The organism is Ferribacterium limneticum (assembly GCF_020510625.1).
GTDB classification, from domain to species: Bacteria; Pseudomonadota; Gammaproteobacteria; order Burkholderiales; family Rhodocyclaceae; genus Azonexus; species Azonexus limneticus_A.
This window is the reverse complement of record NZ_CP075191.1, coordinates 3756382-3777436: the sequence shown is the minus strand read 5'-3', so window position 1 is coordinate 3777436 and position 21055 is coordinate 3756382. Positions and strand designations below refer to the sequence as shown.

Sequence of the window (21055 nt, the reverse complement as noted above, 5' to 3'; positions counted from 1 at the left end):
CTACATTTGTTTGGCATTTCCGTCCGGCACTCCCCCGGCCGGGGTCGAGTTTGATACAGTGGCTTTACTCGGTTTTGGACCCGTCTCCACCCATGACGGAATCACCGGATGAGTCTGCTTGATATGTGCGGCCCTTGGAGTTCACTGTCATGAAAACTTCGGCATGTGTTTTTTCTGTCGCAATCCTGTTGTCGGCGCCAGTCTTGGCGGACCAAAGCACAGAAACGATCGGTTATATCCAGACCCTAGACGGGCAGGCATTCATCCAGCGAGCCGGAACAACGCTGCCCGCTACGGCGGGGGCGGCACTTCAGCGCAATGACCTGATCCGGACCGGCAAGCCGGGAGCCGTCGGTATCGTGTTGACGGATGACACGACGGTCTCCCTGGGCTCAGGCAGCGAACTGTCACTGAACGAATACGTGTTTGAGCCGAAGCAGGGCAAATTCGCGCTGGCCATCAAGATGGTCAAGGGAAGCTTCTCTTACATCACCGGGCAGATCGTCAAACTGGCGCCGGATTCAGCGCGTGTTCTGACGCCGGATGCGACCATCGCGGTGCGCGGAACCAAACTGCTTGTCCAGATCAAGGAGTAGTCATGGCTAAGCAAAATGCAACAGCGGTGCTGGCGTCGCTAACAGCCGGCCTTCGCCACTTGGTGCTGGTCGCGGCGATCCCCGCGCTTCTGGGCGCCTGTGGCGGACAGACCATCGTTCTGGTGGCGGACCCCGAAGGTCACGTCGGCAAGGCGGAGGTGGTGACCTCCGGCGGCAAGCAGCGACTGGAGCGCCCCGGCGAAATGACGCGCACCAGCGGCGGATCAAACGCGCCATCGGCAGTCAGCACAGCCGACCCGGCGTTTATCGCCAGCACCTTTGCCGAGGCTTTGGCAATCGAGCCGCCACCGGCCCAGACCTTCACGCTGATGTTTGAAACCGGCACTGCCACGCTGACCGAGAGTTCGCTCAAGCTGATTCCAGCGGTCGTTGCCGCCAGTGAACGGCGAGGGGCAGTCAGCGTCAGCATTACCGGTCATACCGACGCGACAGGCTCCGACAAGGTGAACGATGCCTTGTCGCTCGACCGCGCCATGCAGGTCAAAACCTTGTTGCAGCAAAAAGGCGTCAATCCCCGGCTGATCTCGGTCTCTTCCCACGGCAAGGGCAATCCGGCTATTCCCACGCCGGATGGCGTGCCCGAGCCGCGCAATCGGCGCGTCGTGGTCATCGTCCACTAAAAGAGGCGAGCCCTGCCGGGTTTAAAGCTTCCTTCTGCCATGACCGAGCGCAGCACCAGGGATAAATCCCTTTCCGAATCCGCTGGCTGGTGGCGGAGCCGGCTGCTGATCCTGCTCACCGGATTCGGCCTGACGCTGGCGGTGGCCATGCTCTCAGTCTTTCCGCCGGTAACGCTGCAAAAGGCCGATCTGTTCGTCTATGACCAGTTGCTGGCCAGTCGTGCCATGCCGCCGCAGTCTGCCGAGCCGGTGCTGGTCGGTATCGATGAAGAAAGCCTGGCGGCTTTTGGGCAGTGGCCCTGGCCGCGCTATCGGCTGGCCATGCTGGTTGAGCGTTTGCAAAGCCTGGGTGCCGGGGTGATCGCGCTGGATTTCCTGATGCCGGAATCGGATAGAACCTCTCCCGAGGTGATTCGCCAGGAGCGCCGGCGGGATCTGGTCGAACCGGCCGCGGCGGCCTCGCCGAACGAAACGGACAGCAATTCCCAACGCCTTGCCCGGGCCATGGCGCAAAGCCCGGTCGTGCTGGGTTATTACCTGGATTTTGTCCAGCCCGGCAACCAGGATCAGCTTCGGCCGCCACCCGCGGCACCGGATGGCATGGTGGTGGCGCGCTCCGCAGAAAATCACCCGGCCCGGCGCCTGCCTCCGGGCCAGATCCGCAGCCTGCCGATGCTGACCAAAGCCGCCGCTGCCGAGGGATTTACGAATGCCCAGGAGGATATCGATGGCAGCTTGCGTCGTGTTCCCCTGCTGCTTGCCGTGGATGGCCGGGAGTATCCGTCACTGGCGTTCGCGGCCCTGCTCGCCGCCTCGCAGGAGCGCCAACTGCATCTGCTGACCGATCACGGGGAAAACGTTTTGCGCTGGGGCCAGCGGACTATTCCGCTGGATGCGGCCGGCAACCTGCTGCTCGATTTTCGCAGCATGCCGCATCAGCCGCTTTCCGCCCTGAGCGTGCTGCGCGGTGAATTGCCGCCTGAAAGTCTGCGTGGGCGGATCGTTCTGGTCGGCGCCTGGGCCAAGGGGCTCGGCGACCAGCATCGTACCGCTTTGGGGGGCTCGGTCAGCGGGCTGGATGTGCACGCCACGGTCATCGACAACATTCTGGCCGGCACCTTCGTCATGCGGCCGAATTGGGCTAGGGGGGTGGAGTTGGCCTGCGTTCTGATGGCCGGCCTTCTCGCCACCTTGCTCTTGAGCCGGTCCGGATTCGTCGTTTCGTCAGTCACGATGATCATCGGAACGATCGGCTTCTATTGGGGGGCGCGCCAGCTGATGATCAGTCAGGGCATCCACCTTTCACCGCTGTTGCCCATGCTGGCGCTGGTCTTGATCAGCACTGCCTTGAGCTTGCTGAAATATGGCATCGAGGCGCACAAATTGCGTCTCCGCACCCAGGATCTGCTCGATGCTCAGGACGAGATCATCGTCGCCATGTCCGTGCTGGCCGAAGCGCGTGACAAGGAAACCGGCGGCCACATTCTTCGTACGCAGCGTTACGTCGAGATACTGGCCAGGCAGTTGGCGGCATCCCCCCGGTACGCATCTCTGACGCCGTTCGATATCGAGTTGCTCGCCAAGTCAGCTCCGTTGCACGACATCGGCAAGGTGGGCATTCCCGACAGCATCCTGCAAAAACCGGGGAAATTGACCGAGGCCGAATACGGAATCATGCAATCCCACACCTTGATCGGCGCCGAAGCGCTGGCCCGGGTCGTTGGCGGCAGCGGCCACCCGGAGAAACAAAGTTTTCTTGATTACGCCCGGCAAATGACCGAGTCCCACCACGAGCACTGGGATGGTCGCGGCTATCCACATCAATTGCAGGGCGAGAACATTCCTCTGGCCGGTCGATTAATGGCCCTGGCCGATGTTTACGACGCCCTGATCAGTCGCCGCGTTTACAAAAAGCCTTTTACCCATGCCGAAGTCTGCGATTTCATCCTCCAGAAAGCCGGTACGCAGTTCGATCCCGAGGTCGTCGCGGCATTTGTGGCCCGGAACGCCGAGTTTTACCAGGTAGCCCAGGAATTTGCTGACCCCGTGGAGTAGCGGCGAGCACGCATTTCCAGGCGCTGGAATGCAGAAAGGGCCCACCTCTGCGGACCCTTTCCTGGACTTTCCGATCAGCCCATTTCTCCAGCCCTGTCAGCCGGAGAAATTCGCTTACTTCGCAGCAGCGGCCGGGGCGGCAGCAGGCTTGGCTTCAGCCTTCACTTCGGCTGCGGGGGCAGACTTTTCAGCCTTGTGAGCCTTTACCTTGGCCTTCGCCGGCTTTTCGACCGGCTTGGCGGCTTCGGCCTTCGGCGTCTCGGTGTTTACTACCTCGACCTTGGCCGGCTCAGCCGCTTTCGGGGCTTCGACCTTTTTCTCGGCAGCTACCGGTGCCGGAGCAGCTTGCTTGGCAGCCGGAGCGGCTTGGGGGGCCGGGGCGGCAGTACCCTGGGCGAAAGAAGCGGAAGCGAAACCAGCAGCAACGGTCAGAGCAACGATGATTTTGGAAACTTGCATTTTGATTCTCCTGAATGGGTAGGTGGTTTGTTCGGTATTCGGTGCTGACAACAATTTGCAGCGCCTTGTGCCGAATAACGCGCCTGCCTGACCGATGGATGTCAGTAGAAACGTAATGCTGTGTATCCGTCGGTGACCGAATTGTTTCGAATGATTCCTGTCATGATCAACGGCTCATTTGAGCCCTGGCCATGCGATGGCTGACCAGGCGCGATGCCGGGCCAAGGGCAATGGCCGGAATCGGCTCTGCTCGGGCGCTGAGCAATCCTGATTTTCGGCAAGGGATAAATCAGTGCGCCAACAGCGGAAACACCGGTCTTCCATCGCGCCATCGCAACTTATCGCGACGGCTCGCTCAAGACTTCATCCGGGCGGAGCGATAATGACCGGGTTGGCCGTCACGGCCGCCCCGTAGCCGCTTTTTGAACTCATGAAATTGACCTCGCGCGGGCGTTTTGCCCCTTCACCGAGTGGCCCGCTCCACTTTGGATCGCTGGTTGCCGCTGTTGGCAGCTATCTGGATGCACGCGCCCAAGGCGGCGAATGGCTGGTCCGGATGGAGGATGTCGATACACCGCGCAACGTGCCGGGGGCAGCCGATTCCATTCTGAAAACGCTGGCGCTTTTCGGCTTCGAATGGGATGGGCCGGTGCTGTATCAGAGCACCCGCAGCGAGGACTATGCTGCCGCGCTGGAGCAACTCAAAAGTGCCGGTCTGGCTTATGGCTGTGCCTGCTCGCGCAAGGAAATTGCCGATTCAGCCACGCGCCCGGCGGTCGATGGCGGGCTGGCCTATCCGGGGAGTTGCCGGGCTGGCTTGGCGGCCGGCCGGGCGGTGCGAGCCTGGCGCCTATTGGTCAATGACGACGAAATTGCTTTCGATGATCGTGTGCAGGGCCGTGTGGCCCAGCGGCTTGAACGCGACGTCGGCGATTTTGTGCTGCGCCGGGCCGATGGCCTGTTCGCCTATCAATTGGCGGTGGTGGTCGATGACGAATTCCAGGGTATTTCCAGCATTGTTCGCGGGGCCGACCTGCTGGCTTCAACGCCGCGCCAGATCTGGCTGCAGCGCTGCCTGAATTTCGCCACGCCGACTTACGCCCATTTGCCGGTTGCGGCCAACTCGGCCGGTGAAAAACTGTCCAAGCAAACCCGGGCGGCGCCATTGCGACCCGAGGCCGCAGCGGGTGAGTTGGTTCAGGCGCTCAGATTTCTTGGCCAGAGGGTGCCGGCGGAACTGGCCCGCGCTCCGGTAGCTGAAGTCTGGGCTTGGGCGAGAGAGGGCTGGTCGTTCGCGGCCGTTCCCCGTCAGCCGGCTATTGTTGTTCCGGCTTAGTGTCCTGGTTTTGCCAGTGATGCTGGCCGTACCCGGCGATACCGACCATGGCGCGCACAACGCCGTAGGCCAGCCAGCGCAACAGGCGTGAGTGCCACGGCTGGCGGGACAGTTCTTCGGGCTGCAATTCGCGGGCGCCGTGCTCGATGGCGTTCAGCAGGCTGTCTCTCAGCTCTCCGCCGAAGCGCGGATCGCGCACGACAATGTTGGCTTCCTTGTTGAGCAGCAGACTGAACGGGTCGATGTTGGATGAACCGACCGTCGCCCAAGCGCTGTCAATGACCGCCACCTTGGCGTGCATGAAGCTTTTTTCGTATTCGAAGATGCGGATGCCGGTTTCGAGGGCGGTCGCATAGAGCGTCTGGGTGGCGTAACGGAGCAACTGGTGGTCGGTCTTGCCCTGGAGCAGCACGGTGATCCTGACGCCACGCTTGGCGGCCGCGTACAGGGCGCGACCAAAACGCACACCGGGCAGGAAGTAGGCATTGGCGATCAGGATTTCATCCTTGGCGTTGTCGATTGCCTCGACGTAAGCATGCAGGATGTCGTTGCGATGGCGGATGTTGTCGCGAATCAGGAAGGCGGCGCTCTGTGTGCCGACTGCTTGGCATTGCGGGGAAGAGACCGGGCTGAGCCGGAAGCGCCGCTTGAGGCTGGCCCAGGAAACGATTTCCCACATGTGCCGTACGGCGTGATGCACCTGCTGCAGGGTCGGGCCTTCGATCGACACGGCGTAGTCAAAGCGGGGGCGCATGTCTTCCGGCGCATTGTTGTCATCGACGATGTTGATGCCACCGACGAAGGCAATCCGGTGGTCGATGACGGCCAGCTTGCGATGCAGGCGGCGCAGGCGATGACGTTTGATATGGAAGCGCCCGATTTCCGGCCGGTAGAACAAGGCACGAACGCCCGCTTCGGTTAGGCGGGGCAGAAAGTCGGCGGCAAAATTGCTCGCGCCGAAGCCGTCGACGGTAACACTGACCTGCACGCCGCGCTGGGCGGCACGGCAAAGCGCACCGGCGACTTCATGGCCGATTTCGTCGTCGGCGAAGATATAGCTTTCCAGATAGATTTCAAGGTTGGCCGAATCGATGGCGGCGAGCAGGGCCGGGAAATAGTCGTCGCCCGAATTGAGCAGTGTCAGCCGGTTGCCCGGCAGAAACTCAGCGGCCATGCCTGGCCAGATAGGCCGACAGCGCGGCGTGGTCGGAAATTTTCGACCACGGCAGGCCGTGATGGACTTCGGTGCGCTGGATGTCGAAGCCGCGCACGTAAATGCGGTCGAGGCGGAACATCGGCATGGCGGCCGGGAAGCTGCGCGCCGGATGGCCGCTCGGGCCGCTGAAGACTTCGTGCAGCTTCAGGCGGCGCAGCAAATGCTCGCCGGCCCGGTTGCTCCAGTCGTTGAAGTCGCCAGCAATGATCAGCGGTGCGTCCGGTTCGGCCATTTTGTCGAGGTAATCGGCCAGCGCTTCCATTTGCCGACGGCGCGAATAGCCGAACAGCGAGAGGTGCACGCAGACGCAATGCGCCGCCGGTCCGGTCGGCAGTTCGATCCGGCAATGCAGCAGGCCACGCTTCTCGAATTGGAGGTGTGTGACGTCCTGGTTGTGCGAGTGCAGAATCGGGAAGCGCGACAGGATCGCGTTGCCGTGATGGCCGTGGTCGTAAATCATGTTGCGGCCGTAGGCGGAAGACGCCCAGACATCTTCAGCCAGGAATTCATGCTGCGGCGAATCGGGCCAGTCATCGTGGTTCTCGGCATGGCCCAGATGCAGGCCCTGCACCTCCTGCAGAAAGACGATATCCGGGCTCAGGTCGCGCAGGCGCTCGCGCAGCTCATGCACCATCATCCGCCGGTTGAACTGCGAAAAGCCCTTGTGGATGTTGAAGGTGGTGATGTGCAGCGCGGGTTGATTCATGGGGTCAGGAAATCGCCAGCATGCGGTCGAGCGCCAGCTTGGCCAGCTTCGCCTCGTGCTCGGGGACGGCGATCTGATTGACCACCTTGCCCTCGGCCAGGTTTTCCAGCGTCCAGGCCAGATGCTGCGGGTCGATGCGCTGCATGGTTGAACACATGCAGACGGTGGTGGCCATGAACTGGACGATCTTGTTCTGCGGCAGCACTTCCCTGGCCAGGCGATCGACCAGGTTCAGCTCGGTGCCGACCAGCCAGCGCGTGCCTTCCGGCGCTTCCTTGATGGTCTTGACGATGTGTTCGGTCGAGCCGACGTAATCCGACGCGGCGCAGACTTCGAAATTGCATTCCGGGTGGGCGATGACTTTGCCCTCCGGATACTTGGCGCGGAAGGCATCGATGTGCGATTTCTGGAACATCTGGTGAACCGAGCAATGGCCCTTCCACAACAGGATGCGGGCTTTCTTGATCTGGGCCGGCGTCAGGCCGCCGAGTTCGAGGTCCGGGTCCCAGACGACCATCTCATCCATGGCGAAACCCATGTTGTGGCCGGTCCACCGGCCGAGGTGCTGGTCAGGGAAGAACAGGACTTTCGGGCGACGTTCGAAGGCCCACTTGGCAATCGTGCCGGCATTCGACGAGGTGCACACGATGCCGCCATGTTCGCCGCAGAAGGCCTTCAGGTCGGCCGCTGAGTTGATGTAGGTGACCGGCGTGACTTCCTCTTCGGCATTCAGCACTTCGTTCAGCTCGCGCCAGCAGCGTTCTACCTTGGCCAGGTTGGCCATGTCGGCCATCGAGCAACCGGCGGCGAGGTCGGGCAGGATGGCCTTCTGGTGCGGCGCGGTCATGATGTCGGCGACTTCGGCCATGAAATGCACACCGCAGAAAATGACGTATTCCGAGTCGGTCTGCGAAGCCAGGCGCGACAGCTTCAGTGAATCACCGGTCAGGTCGGCGTACTGATAAACGTCGGCACGCTGGTAGTGGTGGCACAGGATGACGGCCTTCTTGCCGAGCTTGGCGCGGGCGGCGCGGATGCGTTCGTGGCAGGCTTCGTCGGAGAGGCTGTTGAATGGATCGAAGGAGATGGTCGCTGTTTGCATGCTGTACTCTGAAAATTGGCCGTATTTGGGTATCAACTGCACCTCGCAGGCAGTTGCCCTTGGTGTGCGGATTATCCCTGAATCCAGGGCAGGCCGGCTTTGCGCCAGCCGCCAATGTTGTTGCGGTGGCCGTTGGCGTCCTTGTCGCCCTCGAATCCTTCGAGGATGTTGTAGCAAGTGTTGTAGCCAGCTTCGGTCGCGGCAGCCGCCGCACCGACCGAGCGTACCCCGCTGCGGCAAAGGAACATGACCAGCGCCTCGGGATCAACCTGGCGCTTCAGCTCGGCCACGAAGTTCGGATTGCGCACGCCGCCCGGGTACTGGTTCCACTCGATCTCGACGGTGCCGGTGACGCGCCCGACCCAATCCCATTCGGCACGGGTCCGAACATCGACGATCTTTGCGCCGGGCGCCAGTTGCAGCACCTGGAAGGCCTCCTGGGGCGTAAGTTCGCCCTGATAGGGGCGGCCAAGCGCTTCGCCGCGGGCCCGGGCCAGATTCAGTATCTCGGTTAACTTTCCCATAATTTTGAACTGCTAAAATCGCAAGCCAACAGTATAGGGCAGACAACATGGCGCAAGAGCATCAGCACGCAGCAACATCCCTCGCCGAGCGTGCGGCCGAGGCGCAGAAGGCGACGTGGGTCAGCGTTGCGGTCAATCTGGTGATGACCATCGCCCAGCTGATTGTCGGCTGGCTGGCGCATTCGCAATCGCTGGTGGCGCATGGCCTGCATTCGTTTTCCGATCTGTTGTCCGATTTTCTGGTCATCTACGCCAGTCGGCAAAGCGCCCATCCTGCCGACGAGGCTCATCCCTACGGTCATGCCCGCATGGAAACGGCGGCAACGCTGGTGCTCGGCGCCTCATTGACGCTGATCGGCGGCGGCATCCTGTGGGAGTCGGGTATGCGTCTGCAGCACATCGACGCCTTGCAGGTCGTCGAGTACTCGGCTTTATGGGTGGCCATCGCCACGGTCATTTCCAAAGAAGGCTTGTACCGCTACTTGATCCGGGTGGCCGAGCGTCAGCGTTCGCAGTTGCTCACCGCCAATGCGCTGCACACCCGCGCTGACGCCGCGTCGGCGCTGGTCGTCGTGGTCGGTATCGGCGGCGCGCTGCTTGGCTGGTCCTTTCTCGATCTGCTGGCAGCGGCCCTGATGGGCTTCATGATTCTGCGCATGGGCGCCAGCCTGGCGTGGGGCGCGATCAAGGAATTGATTGATACCGGGCTGGATGAGTCGCAGGTCGAGGCAATTCGCGCGACGCTGCTGGAAACGCCCGGCGTGCGTGGCTTGCACCAGTTGCGGACACGCCGCATGGCGCATCAGGCGCTGGTCGATGCGCATGTTCAGGTCGATTCGCGGATCAGCGTTTCCGAGGGGCATCGCATTGCCGAGTCGGCGCGTGCCCGAGTGCTGCGCGAACATCCGGAAGTGCTCGACGTGCTGGTCCATATCGATCCGGAAGACGATATGGATCCGGATATCTTTGCTGCCCGCTTGCCAGGCCGCGATGCCTTGCTGGCCGAATTGAAGCCTTTGCTGGATGGGTTGCCGAAGCCGGAAAAGGTGGTTTTGCATTATTTGAACGGACAGGTCGAGCTTGAGGTTTTTCTGAGCCATGCCTTTTTCGAGAACGGCGAGGCGCTCAAGCGAGCTGAAGAAGCCCTGGCTGAGCAGCTGAAAGCCCATGCTGCCGTGCGTTGCGTCTCGTTGAATTGTTTGATTGCACCAAAATAGTGCAATTTTTATCGTCTTTGCACAATCGTGGTGCTCGCGTTGATCGACGAATTCTTTGCTTAAAACCGGCATCTCCTTGTGGCAAAATAGAAAGATTGCTCCCGAGCGTTTGGCATGCTTTCTGCTAAAGCTCCTGGGTTACAATTTTTTGATTGTCGCCGGATCGCCCGGCACCTTGTTTTCTTAGGAGACTGACGCTTATGGCAACCCCCCAAGACGTGATCAAGATGATCAAGGAAAACGACGCTAAGTTCGTCGATTTCCGTTTCACCGATACCCGTGGCAAGGAACAGCACGTTACCGTGCCGGTTTCCGCCTTCAGCGAAGACAAGTTCGAAAACGGCCACGCTTTCGACGGTTCCTCCATCGCTGGCTGGAAGGGCATTCAAGCTTCCGACATGCAGCTGAACCCGGATCCGGCCACTGCCTACATCGATCCGTTCTTCGATGAAACCACCGTTGTCCTGACCTGCGACGTCGTTGATCCGGCCGATGGCCGTGGCTACGACCGCGACCCGCGCTCCATCGCCAAGCGCGCTGAAGCCTACCTGAAGTCCTCCGGCATTGGCGACACCGCCTACTTCGGTCCGGAACCGGAATTCTTCATTTTTGACGGCGTCGAGTGGAATGTCGACATGTCCGGCTGCTCCCTGAAGATCCACTCTGCTGAAGCAGCTTGGGGTTCTGGCGAGAAGAACGACGGCAATGGCTCCACCGGCCATCGTCCGACTGTCAAGGGCGGCTACTTCCCGGTTCCCCCGGTCGACAGCCTGCACGACATCCGTTCGGCCATGGTCCTGACCCTGGAAGCCCTCGGCTGCCCGGTTGAAGTTCACCACCACGAAGTCGCCACTGCCGGTCAGTGCGAAATCGGTACCGTGTTCAATACCCTGGTCAAGCGTGCCGACCAGACCCAGATCCTGAAGTACGTGGTGCACAACGTTTCGCACCAGTACGGCAAGACCGCCACCTTCATGCCGAAGCCCATCGTTGGCGACAACGGTTCCGGCATGCACGTTCACCAGTCCATCTGGAAGGATGGCAAGAACCTGTTCGCCGGCGACGGCTATGCTGGTCTGTCTGAACTGGCCCTGTTCTACATCGGCGGCATCATCAAGCACGCCAAGGCACTGAACGCCATCACCAACCCGGGTACCAACTCCTACAAGCGTCTGGTCCCGCACTACGAAGCACCGGTCAAGCTGGCTTACTCTGCCAAGAACCGTTCTGCTTCCATCCGCATTCCGTACGTCGCCTCCACCAAGGCTCGTCGTATCGAGACGCGCTTCCCGGATCCGATCGCCAACCCGTACCTGTGCTTCGCCGCGCTGCTGATGGCCGGCCTGGATGGTATCCAGAACAAGATCCACCCGGGCGATCCGGCTGACAAGAACCTGTACGATCTGCCGCCGGAAGAGGATGCAAAGATCCCGACCGTCTGCGCATCGCTGGAAGAAGCCCTGGCTGCTCTGGACAAGGATCGCGAGTTCCTGACCCGTGGCGGTGTCTTCTCCAATGACTGGATCGACGCCTTCATCTCCCTGAAGATGGACGAAGTGAACAAGGTTCGTATGACGACCCACCCGGTCGAATTCGATCTGTACTACAGCTGCTGAAAATTGACTGATACTCAGTGCGTAGCAGTTAGGCGCACTGAACCCAAGGAAAGCCCGGCAATCCCGGGCTTTTTTACGTCTGTAAGTTGCCATAAGACGCGGTGCTATGCATACTAAACGGGTAGCTTGGCGGGTACGAACTACCTGTGATGTTGATGCAAGCTACCTGTTGCCCCTCCTTCTCCAGCGTTGGCAAGGGTGGGCGGGCTGTTCGGCAAGCTACCCGTGAGGAAGATCAATGGCAGGAATCACAGACAAGGAAGTCCGGAGCCTCATCACGAGGGCCAAGAGTGAAGGGCGGACGATCACGCATGCAGACGGAGCCGTCCCGGGTCTCACTATTGGAGCTTCGAGAACCGGCGTCGCTTCATGGGTGTTGCGTTACTACGTCCAAGGCAAGCGCAAGGAAGCAACCATCGGCCAGTATCCGGCGTGGGGGATTGCGGACGCTAGAGAGAAGGCGAAGGAGTTGCGCCGGGCCGTTGATGACGGCGTTGACGTTGCTCAAGAGAAGCAGCGCCGGAAGCAGGAGGCCATATCAGCAGTCACGGTCGATGCCCTGGCAAAGGCGTATTTCGAGAAGGCCGAGAAGGAGCTTAGCCCGCACACCTTCGGCCAGCGCAAGAGCATCCATGAACGATTCGTTTCGCCGAACATCGGCACCTACCGCGCCGACAGCATCACTCCGGCGCTGATTGTTGATGTGGTCAAGAAGAGCTTGGCCGCCGGTAAAACGCTGCCGAATATCACTCTCACACATTGCAGCCTGATCTTCGCGCACGCGGTTGGCAATGCAGTCAGGGAGTCGAATCCCTGCCGGGATCTGAAACTATCCGCCATCGTCGGCAAACAGGATGCGCCGAAGCAGCGGACAGCGCTCACGGCCGCCGAGCTTGCCGCATTCCTGCCGGCGCTGGAAACGATCCCGAGGCAGTACGCGCTTGCCATTCGGTTGATCCTGCTGACTGGCGTTCGTGTTGGCACGCTGACCGAAGCAATGATTTCCGAATTTGATCTTGATGCAGGGCATTGGTTGGTTCCTTGGGAACGGCGTAAAAATCGCAGGCATACCACAGGGCCTTTCGTGATTCCTCTTCCTCCGATGGCGGTTGAGTGGGTGCGCGAATTGATCAAACTAGCTGATCGTGACGCTCACCTTCTCCCGGTCGAGTCTCGCCGCCATTCGGACGGGCGCAACAGCATGAGCAAGCGCACAACGGTAGGCGATTGGCTCGACAAGATGCAGGGGGTTGGCGCCAAGTGGCGCCGCATCACCCCTCATGACTTGCGGTCGACGTGCAAATCGTGGCTGTCTGAACTTCGCGTCGATTACGAAACCCGGCAGCGATACCTCGATCACGCCCTTGAGGGCATGGATGCGATCTACGACAAGGCCGATTTCGTTGAGCACCGCCGTGCTGCAGCCGATTTGTGGCTTTCGTTCTTGAGCAACCTGGAAAGCGGCAAGGAAAGCACCAAGATATTGCCCTTCAAGCCCATGGCGGCATAGAGCCACCGGGGGAAACCACCGGACCGATCCGGGAAACAAGGACTTGTTGTGAGTGGCAAGGACGATCGGGGGGGGTTCTGATTTATTTATAGTCAGTGGCTATTAATATTTGAAGATTGATGAAAATATATTTCAAGGACGGCAGCGGAAGCCGGTGGAGGTCAATGGACTTTGGCGGAAAAAATCGCATAAAAACAGTTAGTTGAACATCATTGGTGGCGTTGTTAGCCTTCGATTTAGCAGCAGTACGGACCTATTCGGGGCCGTTGCTTTTTTGAAGGAATCGTCGCCATGGCTTTTGATCAATTTCGCGGCCGGATGTTGTCGCCGGAAACGACGGCGGAAGCAACCGAATCAAGCATCTCCCAGGTGCACCGCTGGATTAGCGACGGCAAGATCGTTGCGGTAAAGCTGGGCTACCGGATGACCCGCATTGACGGCGACTCCCTGGCCGACTTCCTGACCAGCCGTCTTTCTGCACCTCGCACTCCACGCGGAAAAGCGCTGAAGCACTCGCCCATTGAACTTGCCAGCCAAGCGTAACAGGCGGCAATCATGGGACAAGACAACAAAAAAGCCGCTCCGGATGCGAACCGGGCGGCCTCTGATACTGCTCTCGACAGGCACCATCGTACGCCGCCGATAGTAACTGGGCAACGTGGCCAGGTACTGAAACTGATCCGCGAGCTGCAGCCGGTCCTTTCCCTCACTCTGACGGCCGACCGCGCGATCCCGGAAACGGCAGCACGTGTGCATGACCTCCGGTGCATGGGCTTCAATGTCCTGACCACAATTCACCCGGCAGTTGAGTTTCGCGGGGAAATCCGTCGAAACGTTGCAAGTTACTCACTCGGCTCCCCTGAGTGGCCGCAGCCTGGCTTTCTTCCAAAGCGCAGTGGAGAAACGGCAAACCCTGTTCTCCCCACTGATTTTTTCGAGTCGGGCGCGAAATGCATAAGGCAATGCGCCGATGGTATTGCCGCCGGCATGGCCTCGCTACCCGACGAAGAAAAGCCGATCCATCGCCGCGCGATCCTGCGCAACTGGCGGGCTTGTCTTGAGTTGTCGCGAGCAATCCGCATGGCTGGGGGCGGGGTGTGACATGGCAAGAATCCGCACCATCAAGCCAGATTTTTTCACCAGCGAAGACATTGTCGGTATCTCGCCATTGGCACGGCTGCTGTACGTCGCCACTTGGCTTGAGGCTGATCGCGAGGGCCGATTTGTTTGGCGCCCTAAAACATTGAAGCTGCGCTATCTGCCCGGCGATCAGTGCGACATCGAAGCACTTGCTGACGAATTGGTGTCTGCCGGCCTCGTGGTGACCTACGAAATCGACGGCCAGACCTTCGCCGAAATACCGACTTTCGCCAAGCATCAAGTCATCAACAACCGCGAGTCAGCAAGCACGATTCCACCACGCGTCACCGACGCGTCAGGCACGCGTGACCCACGCGTCACCGACGCGACCACCACGCCGCTTATGGGAAGGGAAGGGAAAGGAAAGGAAGGAAAGGAAGGGAATGATGTAGGGGAAGACGCCGACGCGTCACTTGTCGCCGGCAAAGCCGCCGACCATTGCCCGCATCAGGAAATAATCGACCTGTATCACCGCACCCTGCCAACAGGCAGGCAAGTTCGCCTTTGGACTCCTGCACGTGAAACCAAACTGCGGGCCCGTTGGAGAGAAGACGAAAAGCGCCAATCTATCGAATGGTGGGAAAAGCTCTTTTCCTACATCGCTGGGAGCGATTTCCTGACCGGGAAGACACACACCCCAGGGCGCACCCCGTTCGAGCTTGATCTTGAATGGATCATCACCCCCGCCAATCTGGTCAAGATCATCGAAGGAAAGTACCACTCGCAGGAGGTTGGCGAATGAGCCCCCTCTTCCACCTCGAATCAGAGCAGTCCGTACTTGGCGGCCTGCTGATCGATCCGAAAGCCTTTGACCGTATCGACTGGCTGACGGAATCCGACTTTTACCGCGAAGACCACCGGCTGATATTCCGGCATATCGTGATGATGCTGGCAGAGCGGCAGCCGGTCGACGTGATCACCGTCGCCGAATCGCTGGCATCTGCCGGAGTTGACGAAGACCACACCGGCCTCGCCTACCTTGGCGAACTGGCGGACAACACTCCATCGGCGGCCAACATCCGGCGCTATGCCGCGGTGGTCAGCGAAAAACGGGCGCGGCGTGACTTGCTGGCCGCCTCCGCGCAGATTGCCGACCTCGCCAATGCGGAGGGGTCAAAGCCGATCGATCAGCGAATAGACGAGGCCCAGGCGGTCATTTTTGCCCTAGCGGAACGACGCGGTGAAGGCTCAGACGACCCGGAGGCCATCGGGGCATTGCTGCCCAGCGTCGTTGAGGACATCCAAGCCCGATTTGATCGAGGGGGAGCTATCACCGGGCTATCCACCGGGTTCCATGACCTTGACGCGAAGACTTGCGGTCTCAATCCCGGTGACCTGGTGATTGTTGCCGGCCGCCCAAGCATGGGCAAAACTGCCTTTGCTCTCAACGTGGCAGAGCACGTCGCCGTGAATGAAGGCAAGCCGGCGCTGGTGTTCTCAATGGAGATGGCAAAAAACCAACTCTCGGAGCGATCGATTGCCAGCATCGGGCGAGTGTCAATGACCGCCCTTCGCTCCGGCCAGCTGACAGAGGACGACTTTAGCCGGATGTCGTTCGCCCTCGGGAAGTTATTCAAGGCGCCGTTGCTGATTGAAGACGCTCCGGCCCTGACCGTTGCACATATGCGGTCCCGGGCACGTCGCACAGCGAAAAAGCACGGCCTTTCCTTGATCGTGGTCGATTACATCCAGTTGGCCACGGGCGAAGGGCAAAGCCGGGAGCAGGAGGTTTCGAGCATCAGCCGAGGCCTGAAGGCGCTGGCCAAGGAATTCAACTGCCCCGTGATAGCCCTGTCGCAGCTCAATCGAAAAGTCGACGAACGACCGAACAAGCGGCCGCTCATGTCCGACCTTCGAGACTCGGGCGCCATTGAGCAAGACGCCGACTTGATCCTGATGATGTATCGGGACGAGTACTACCACCCGGACACCCCAGACAAAGGCATTGCCGAAATCATCGTCGCCAAGCAGCGCATGGGCGAGACCGGAATTATCCCGGTGCTGTTCCGTGGCGAATTCAGCCGGTTCGAAAACCTGACAGCCGAGGCAAGGCGCGAACTATTCGAGGCCCGCCAACTGGCCAAGCCACTGGCACGCAAAGCAACGAAAGGTTTTGAGTCATGAGCAAGACGAAGACGACCACTACGACAGCAAGCATCGATCAGGTGCCGCCCTATTGCTACCGCAGGCCGGGCATGTCTGCCGAGGAGGGGGCGGGCGCTGCGGTCAAGGAACTTGGAATTACCCATTCGTGTGACGCCCTTGCATTGCTCTGGGAGTTGCGCCGGGTGGCCAAGGGTGCGCCAACGGATGCCGGTCTATACAGTCGGCGTGGTCGGGGGCGAAAAAACGCAACAGAGGCCATTTGTGAAAGCCGATGGCGAAGCAACCAACGAAAGGAGCAGCACATGAAACACCTATCCAGCGGCCAGCGCACCCAGAGCGGTGACCGCCTTCGAAAACTCATTGCCGAGTGGCCGGAGAAACTGCCAATCAGTACCCGGTCCGATCGGCTGGAGAAATCGCCAATCGGTACCCGGTTCCACGTTGCATTTGAACCGACCGCCAAGGTTGCCCCGATCACCGACAACAAGGGCGACACCAACGAGGTTGCAACCCTGATCAAGTCCATCCACGCCGGCCGTATTGCCACCAACCAACCCCGCTTTGTGAAAGGGAAATAGCACCATGTCAGCAATCGAAGCATTCAAGCAACACATAGCCGAAGTCGCCACCCTTGGCGAACAGGTAAATCAGATCAACGCCCGGATTCGTCAGATTCAGGGGATAGCCCACGAGGCCCAGGCACCGGCTCAGCAGGCGGCCACGCTGAAAGCCAAACGCCGTTCCATCTTGGCCCGCGTGTTCTTGGGCACCGGCGACAACAGTGAGCTTTCGGGCACCGAGAAAGCCATTGCAGAGGCCGAAGCTGCGGCGCAAGCCGGTGCACCGAACCGGGAGGGTGCGGAAGCCGCAATCGAGGAACTGCAGCGTCAGGCAAGCGCCATTGCTCAGGAAATCCACGCGATTGGAAAAGACCGCTTCGACCTGTATCACGCCGCTCTGAAAGAGCATGCAAAAGCGGCGCTGCCAGCCTATCAGGAGGCAGTCGACAACCTTGCCCAGGCCTACGCGGAAGTAATCGGCCGTTGCCGTGCTATCGACGAGATTGCCGACCCCCAAACGGGCCGCTACATGGCAGCTTTTGGCTACCCGAATTCTCCCGAAGTGCCACCGGTACCGACGTTCAACCAGAACGTTCGATTCAAGACACTTATCGATACCGACGGATTGGTTTTTGCCGCCAAAGAACAGGCAAAGCGCCACCTTGACGCCATCGCGATGCATGCAGCCAACATCACCAAGCAACCTGGAGCAACGAAATGACCATCTATCGCGCAAACGCCGACACCGTAAAAAAGATCATGACCGGGAAGATGCTTGCCCGGGCCTTCACCATCTTGGGACTGGGGGCGGCCAAGGATGCCCAAAACGTCGGCACCGGAAGCGGCTCCGAATCCGGTATCCCGGATGGCGGCGCAGATTTCCGAATGCGCCTCGATTCGGCAGCCCTGACCTACACGCCACCGCAGGCCAGCCCGAAAAAGTTCTGGGAGAACGGCAAGCCCGGCACGTATCTCGAGATCAAGATTTCCGACGCCTTTCCCGTCCTGTACTGCAACAGCAATTTCGAGTGCTACATCCCGGACAGCAAGGGGGCGGTCCTGAGCGGCGTTCTGAGTGGGCTTGGCTGGACTTCGGCAGCATCGCCAGTTGATGCCACGGTACCGGCGGCCAATAACCCGCACATCAACTGACCACAGCAACGGGAGGGGAAACCCTCCCGATAGGAGAACAGCATGAATGATGACCGGGTTATTGGTGACAAAGAAGTTGGACGACGATTCCGCGCGCTGCCAGAGGGTGCCAGATCGCGCCTTGCTGACTCTGTCGGGCGGCTCGTGCTGCGCCTTCAGGCCAGGGTGATGCGGGACAAGTTGTCCGGCCAGGTGCTGAAGGTTCGCACTGGCACCCTGCGGCGCTCGATCGATCGGCAAGTCATCACCGACGGCAACGTCATTGCCGGCGTGGTCAGCACCAACGTGGGATATGGCAAGGCACACGAGTTTGGCGGGTTGAGGACAGAAACGGTCCGTGAGCATCTGCGGCTCGTGAAGCAGGCCTTCGGGAAAACGTTGAAGTCGCCGGTTTGGGCAACCGTGGGGGCGCATCAGAGAACCGTCGACCTGCCGGAGCGCTCGTTTTTGCGTAGCGCCCTCAAGGACATGCAGAAAGAAACCTTGGCCGAACTACGGGAAGCAGCCTTTGGGCACCTCAAGCCATAGTCAATCAATCGGGCGTGCAGCCCGGAAAGGAGTTTCAAAATGGGAATGGCACAAGAAAACGAGATTCAGGTACGGATTTCCGCCGAAACGTCCGACCTGAAGCCAGGGATGGAGTCGGCCGCGTCCGACGTTGAGCGTTCGTCTGATCGGATGAAGCAAAGCATCGCCGGCCTGAAAGATGCGGTCAGCAGCCACATGTCGACCATCTCGAATCATGTCAAGGCGGCAAATGACGACATCGGCGGAGGCCTGTCCGGAATGGCCGGGATGTTCGGCAAGGTTGGCGGGCTGATCGGCACAGCATTCGCGGCAATAGCCGGTGGAAAGATGGTGCAGATGGCCAACGAAACCGCCGATTACACAGAGGAAGCGCAAAAGCTCGGCCGGGCCATGGGCACAACCGCAACGCAGGCCAGCATCTGGATGGAAGTCGCCAAGGAACTAGGCAGTTCGACCGGCGAAGTCGAAGGCGCGGCCAAGGGATTGACCCGCCAACTCAAGGACAACGAGGACGGCCTGAACCGGCTTGGCCTGGTCACGCGGGATTCGAAGGGAAACATGCTCGACATGGACACCCTCATGAAGAGCGCGATTACGACGGTGAATTCCCACAAGGAAGGCACCGACCGCAACATGGCAGCGCAGGAAATATTCGGGCGCGGTGTCGCCGGCAACTCCAAGCTGCTGCTGGCCAACGCCGAAGCCTTCAAGCAGGACGAGGAATACATCCGCAGCCTCGGCGGCCAGGTGAGCGGCGAATCGGTCGCCGCATGGGAACTGTACGACTCGGCCATGGATAAGGTCGGCATGGGCATGACCGCCTTCCGCAACACCATTGGCAACGAGGTCATGCCGGTGATTGCCAAGCTGGCCGAATGGCTCTCAGCAGCAATGCCGGCCGCCATCACCGTGACAAAGGGCGCGGTCGGCGGGCTTGTGTCGGCGTTCTGGGGGCTGAAGAACGGCGTCGTCGTGGTCTGGGAAACCATCAACGCGATGGTGGTCACCGTTGCCGAGCCTATCCGGGCCATGGCGGCGGCAATTGGCAAGGCGCTGACCGGTGACTTTGCCGGGGCCGCGGCTGAAATCAAGGGTGTCGGCGGCAATATCTCGGCCGCCTGGTCGCAGGCCATGGACGAAATGACCAAGTCCAGCGAGGAAACCAGCCAGCGAATCGGCGCGATTTTCGGGGCGCCAACCGACGTTGAGGCCGGCGACAAAAGCGGCAAGGGCTACGTGGGCGAGCCGGACAAGCCCAAGAAAGAGAAGGCCGGCAGCGGCGAGAAAACCCGCATGCCGGCATGGGAAGCCGAACTAGCCCAGCAGAAAGCCGCGTTCATGTTGCAAAACGACATGTACGAAATGACGCTTGAGCAGGAAAAGAAGTTCTGGGATGAAAAGCTGGCCCTGGTCGAGAAAAACGATAAGGAATACGGCGCGCTGACCAAGAAGTCGGCGGACATGGCGCTGAAAATCCTCAAGGACAAGGCCGTCGAGGGCCGGGCCTTCGCTCAGATGGACATCGACGAATGGAAGCGCGCGGCATCGTCCGGGATTGAAGTTCAGGAACAGGCCGCCGACCTCGCCTATTCGCTGGGGCAGATCAGCAACGACGAGCGCCTGCAGCTTGACCGCCAGTTCGAACAGCAACGCTACGAAATCGCCGCCCAGGCAATCGAAGAGCGCATGACCCTGATGTCAAAAGACCCGAACATGAGCGCGGTCGAGTACCAGAAGCTGAAGAACCAGCTACTCGAAATCGACCGCAAGCACATGATGGACAAGCGAGCGATTGATGGAAAAATCGACGTTGCCCAGGCCATGCCGGCAAAGAACATGTTTGCGGCAATGGAAAACTCATTCTCCGGCGCGCTGACCGGCATGCTGACCCGTGCCCAGACATGGCGCCAAGGGCTGAACAGCATATTCCAGTCAATGACCAACGCCTTCATCAGTGAATTCGTTGTCAAAAGAGGTATTGCGTTCGCGGGCGAGTTGCTCAAGGAAACCGCGCTCTACAGAACGTTCTTCGCAACGAAACAGGGCCTTGATGCAGCCGGCGCAGCCGTCCATTCGGGTACGGAAACCGCAAAGACAGCAGCCACGCTCGCAGGGGTTACAACCCGAACGACTGCCGAAACTGCGGCGTCTGGCCAGTCGGTAATGATGCGCCTCGGGTCGGCGATCAGTTCGATCATGATCAGTGCGTGGGAGGCCATGGCCGGTGCATTCGCGGCTATGGCCAGCATTCCCTACGTCGGTCCGATCCTTGCGGTTGGAGCAGGGGCAGCGGCCTTCGCAGCGGTTGCCGGGATAGTCGGTAGCCTGCCATCGGCAGCAGGGGGCTACGACATTCCGGCCGGCATCAATCCGATAGTCCAGACCCACTCAGCAGAAATGATTCTGCCGGAAAAACATGCAAACGTAATTCGGAGCATGGCAGATGAAGGGGGCGGGGGCGGTCGAACGGTTCATGTCCACAACCATATCCAGGCTTGGGACAGCCGGGACGTGAAACGCTTCCTGATCGGGAACAAGGCTGGGCTGGTCGCAGCTCTCAAAGAAGCCCAGCGCACCGGAAACGTCTAACC

Annotated in this window: 21 protein-coding genes; 16 read left to right on the top strand and 5 right to left on the bottom strand. The window is 60.2% G+C overall.

Going from position 1 to position 21055, the window contains the following annotated elements:
* Positions 1-149: 149 nt before the first annotated feature.
* From KI617_RS18160 to KI617_RS18150, 3 genes are read left to right on the top strand one after another with little or no spacing between them, the layout of a single operon-like run.
* Positions 150-596, top strand: coding sequence for a FecR family protein (locus KI617_RS18160; RefSeq protein ID WP_226448710.1), 447 nt, complete (start codon positions 150-152; stop codon positions 594-596).
* A 2-nt stretch (positions 597-598) separates the two neighbouring features.
* Positions 599-1237 carry an OmpA family protein gene (locus KI617_RS18155; protein ID WP_226448709.1) on the top strand — a complete coding sequence of 213 codons (639 nt, stop codon included), beginning with the start codon at positions 599-601 and terminating at the stop codon, positions 1235-1237.
* 39 nt (positions 1238-1276) lie between these two features.
* Positions 1277-3292: a CHASE2 domain-containing protein gene (locus KI617_RS18150; RefSeq protein ID WP_226448707.1), complete on the top strand. Its 2016-nt coding sequence runs from the start codon at positions 1277-1279 to the stop codon at positions 3290-3292.
* A gap of 114 nt (positions 3293-3406) precedes the next feature.
* Here the strand turns inward: KI617_RS18150 and KI617_RS18145 are convergent, their stop codons facing one another.
* Positions 3407-3751, bottom strand: coding sequence for an amine oxidase (locus KI617_RS18145; protein WP_226448705.1), 345 nt, complete (start codon positions 3749-3751; stop codon positions 3407-3409).
* Between the two features lie 430 nt (positions 3752-4181).
* On the opposite strand from KI617_RS18145, the gene gluQRS reads away from it, so the two are divergent.
* Positions 4182-5087, top strand: coding sequence for a tRNA glutamyl-Q(34) synthetase GluQRS (gene gluQRS, locus KI617_RS18140; protein WP_226448703.1), 906 nt, complete (start codon positions 4182-4184; stop codon positions 5085-5087).
* On the opposite strand, the gene clsB is transcribed toward gluQRS, so the two are convergent.
* The 4 genes from clsB to KI617_RS18120 all read right to left on the bottom strand — a co-directional run bounded on the left by clsB (position 5068) and on the right by KI617_RS18120 (position 8635).
* Positions 5068-6261, bottom strand: a complete 1194-nt coding sequence (gene clsB / locus KI617_RS18135) for a cardiolipin synthase ClsB (protein ID WP_226448701.1) — start codon at positions 6259-6261, stop codon at positions 5068-5070. The genes gluQRS and clsB overlap by 20 nt on opposite strands.
* Positions 6251-7009 (bottom strand): endonuclease/exonuclease/phosphatase family protein, encoded by a 759-nt coding sequence (locus tag KI617_RS18130; RefSeq protein WP_226448699.1) that lies wholly within the window; start codon positions 7007-7009, stop codon positions 6251-6253. The genes clsB and KI617_RS18130 overlap by 11 nt, the downstream gene beginning before the upstream one ends.
* A gap of 4 nt (positions 7010-7013) precedes the next feature.
* Complete coding sequence (gene nadA, locus KI617_RS18125; RefSeq protein WP_226448697.1) at positions 7014-8111, bottom strand: quinolinate synthase NadA; 1098 nt, start codon at positions 8109-8111, stop codon at positions 7014-7016.
* A 71-nt stretch (positions 8112-8182) separates the two neighbouring features.
* Positions 8183-8635 carry a rhodanese-like domain-containing protein gene (locus KI617_RS18120; RefSeq protein WP_226448695.1) on the bottom strand — a complete coding sequence of 151 codons (453 nt, stop codon included), beginning with the start codon at positions 8633-8635 and terminating at the stop codon, positions 8183-8185.
* A gap of 47 nt (positions 8636-8682) precedes the next feature.
* Here KI617_RS18120 and KI617_RS18115 point away from each other — a divergent pair, with 47 nt between their 5' ends.
* The 12 genes from KI617_RS18115 (at position 8683) to KI617_RS18060 (ending at position 21053) form a co-directional block, all read left to right on the top strand.
* Positions 8683-9852, top strand: a complete 1170-nt coding sequence (locus KI617_RS18115; protein WP_226448693.1) for a cation diffusion facilitator family transporter — start codon at positions 8683-8685, stop codon at positions 9850-9852.
* 200 nt (positions 9853-10052) lie between these two features.
* Positions 10053-11468 carry a type I glutamate--ammonia ligase gene (glnA, locus tag KI617_RS18110; RefSeq protein ID WP_226448691.1) on the top strand — a complete coding sequence of 472 codons (1416 nt, stop codon included), beginning with the start codon at positions 10053-10055 and terminating at the stop codon, positions 11466-11468.
* 238 nt (positions 11469-11706) lie between these two features.
* The gene (locus tag KI617_RS18105; protein WP_226448689.1) at positions 11707-12978 is read left to right on the top strand and encodes a tyrosine-type recombinase/integrase; all 1272 of its coding nucleotides are present in this window, start codon (positions 11707-11709) and stop codon (positions 12976-12978) included.
* Between the two features lie 291 nt (positions 12979-13269).
* Complete coding sequence (locus KI617_RS18100; RefSeq protein ID WP_226448687.1) at positions 13270-13521, top strand: helix-turn-helix domain-containing protein; 252 nt, start codon at positions 13270-13272, stop codon at positions 13519-13521.
* 12 nt (positions 13522-13533) lie between these two features.
* Entirely contained in the window at positions 13534-14079 is a 546-nt protein-coding gene (locus tag KI617_RS18095; RefSeq protein ID WP_226448685.1) for a helix-turn-helix domain-containing protein, read from the top strand.
* A gap of 1 nt (position 14080) precedes the next feature.
* Entirely contained in the window at positions 14081-14860 is a 780-nt protein-coding gene (locus tag KI617_RS18090; RefSeq protein ID WP_226448684.1) for a hypothetical protein, read from the top strand.
* Positions 14857-16242 (top strand): replicative DNA helicase, encoded by a 1386-nt coding sequence (dnaB, locus tag KI617_RS18085; RefSeq protein ID WP_226448682.1) that lies wholly within the window; start codon positions 14857-14859, stop codon positions 16240-16242. Before KI617_RS18090 ends, dnaB begins: the two co-directional genes overlap by 4 nt.
* Positions 16239-16802, top strand: a complete 564-nt coding sequence (locus tag KI617_RS18080; protein ID WP_226448680.1) for a hypothetical protein — start codon at positions 16239-16241, stop codon at positions 16800-16802. The genes dnaB and KI617_RS18080 overlap by 4 nt, the downstream gene beginning before the upstream one ends.
* Before the next feature lie 4 nt (positions 16803-16806).
* Positions 16807-17505 carry a hypothetical protein gene (locus KI617_RS18075; RefSeq protein ID WP_226448678.1) on the top strand — a complete coding sequence of 233 codons (699 nt, stop codon included), beginning with the start codon at positions 16807-16809 and terminating at the stop codon, positions 17503-17505.
* The gene (locus KI617_RS18070) at positions 17502-17936 is read left to right on the top strand and encodes a hypothetical protein (RefSeq protein WP_226448676.1); all 435 of its coding nucleotides are present in this window, start codon (positions 17502-17504) and stop codon (positions 17934-17936) included. The genes KI617_RS18075 and KI617_RS18070 overlap by 4 nt, the downstream gene beginning before the upstream one ends.
* 42 nt (positions 17937-17978) lie before the next feature.
* Positions 17979-18464, top strand: coding sequence for a hypothetical protein (locus tag KI617_RS18065; RefSeq protein ID WP_226448674.1), 486 nt, complete (start codon positions 17979-17981; stop codon positions 18462-18464).
* A gap of 39 nt (positions 18465-18503) precedes the next feature.
* The gene (locus tag KI617_RS18060; RefSeq protein WP_226452039.1) at positions 18504-21053 is read left to right on the top strand and encodes a phage tail tape measure protein; all 2550 of its coding nucleotides are present in this window, start codon (positions 18504-18506) and stop codon (positions 21051-21053) included.
* Positions 21054-21055 lie beyond the last annotated feature (2 nt).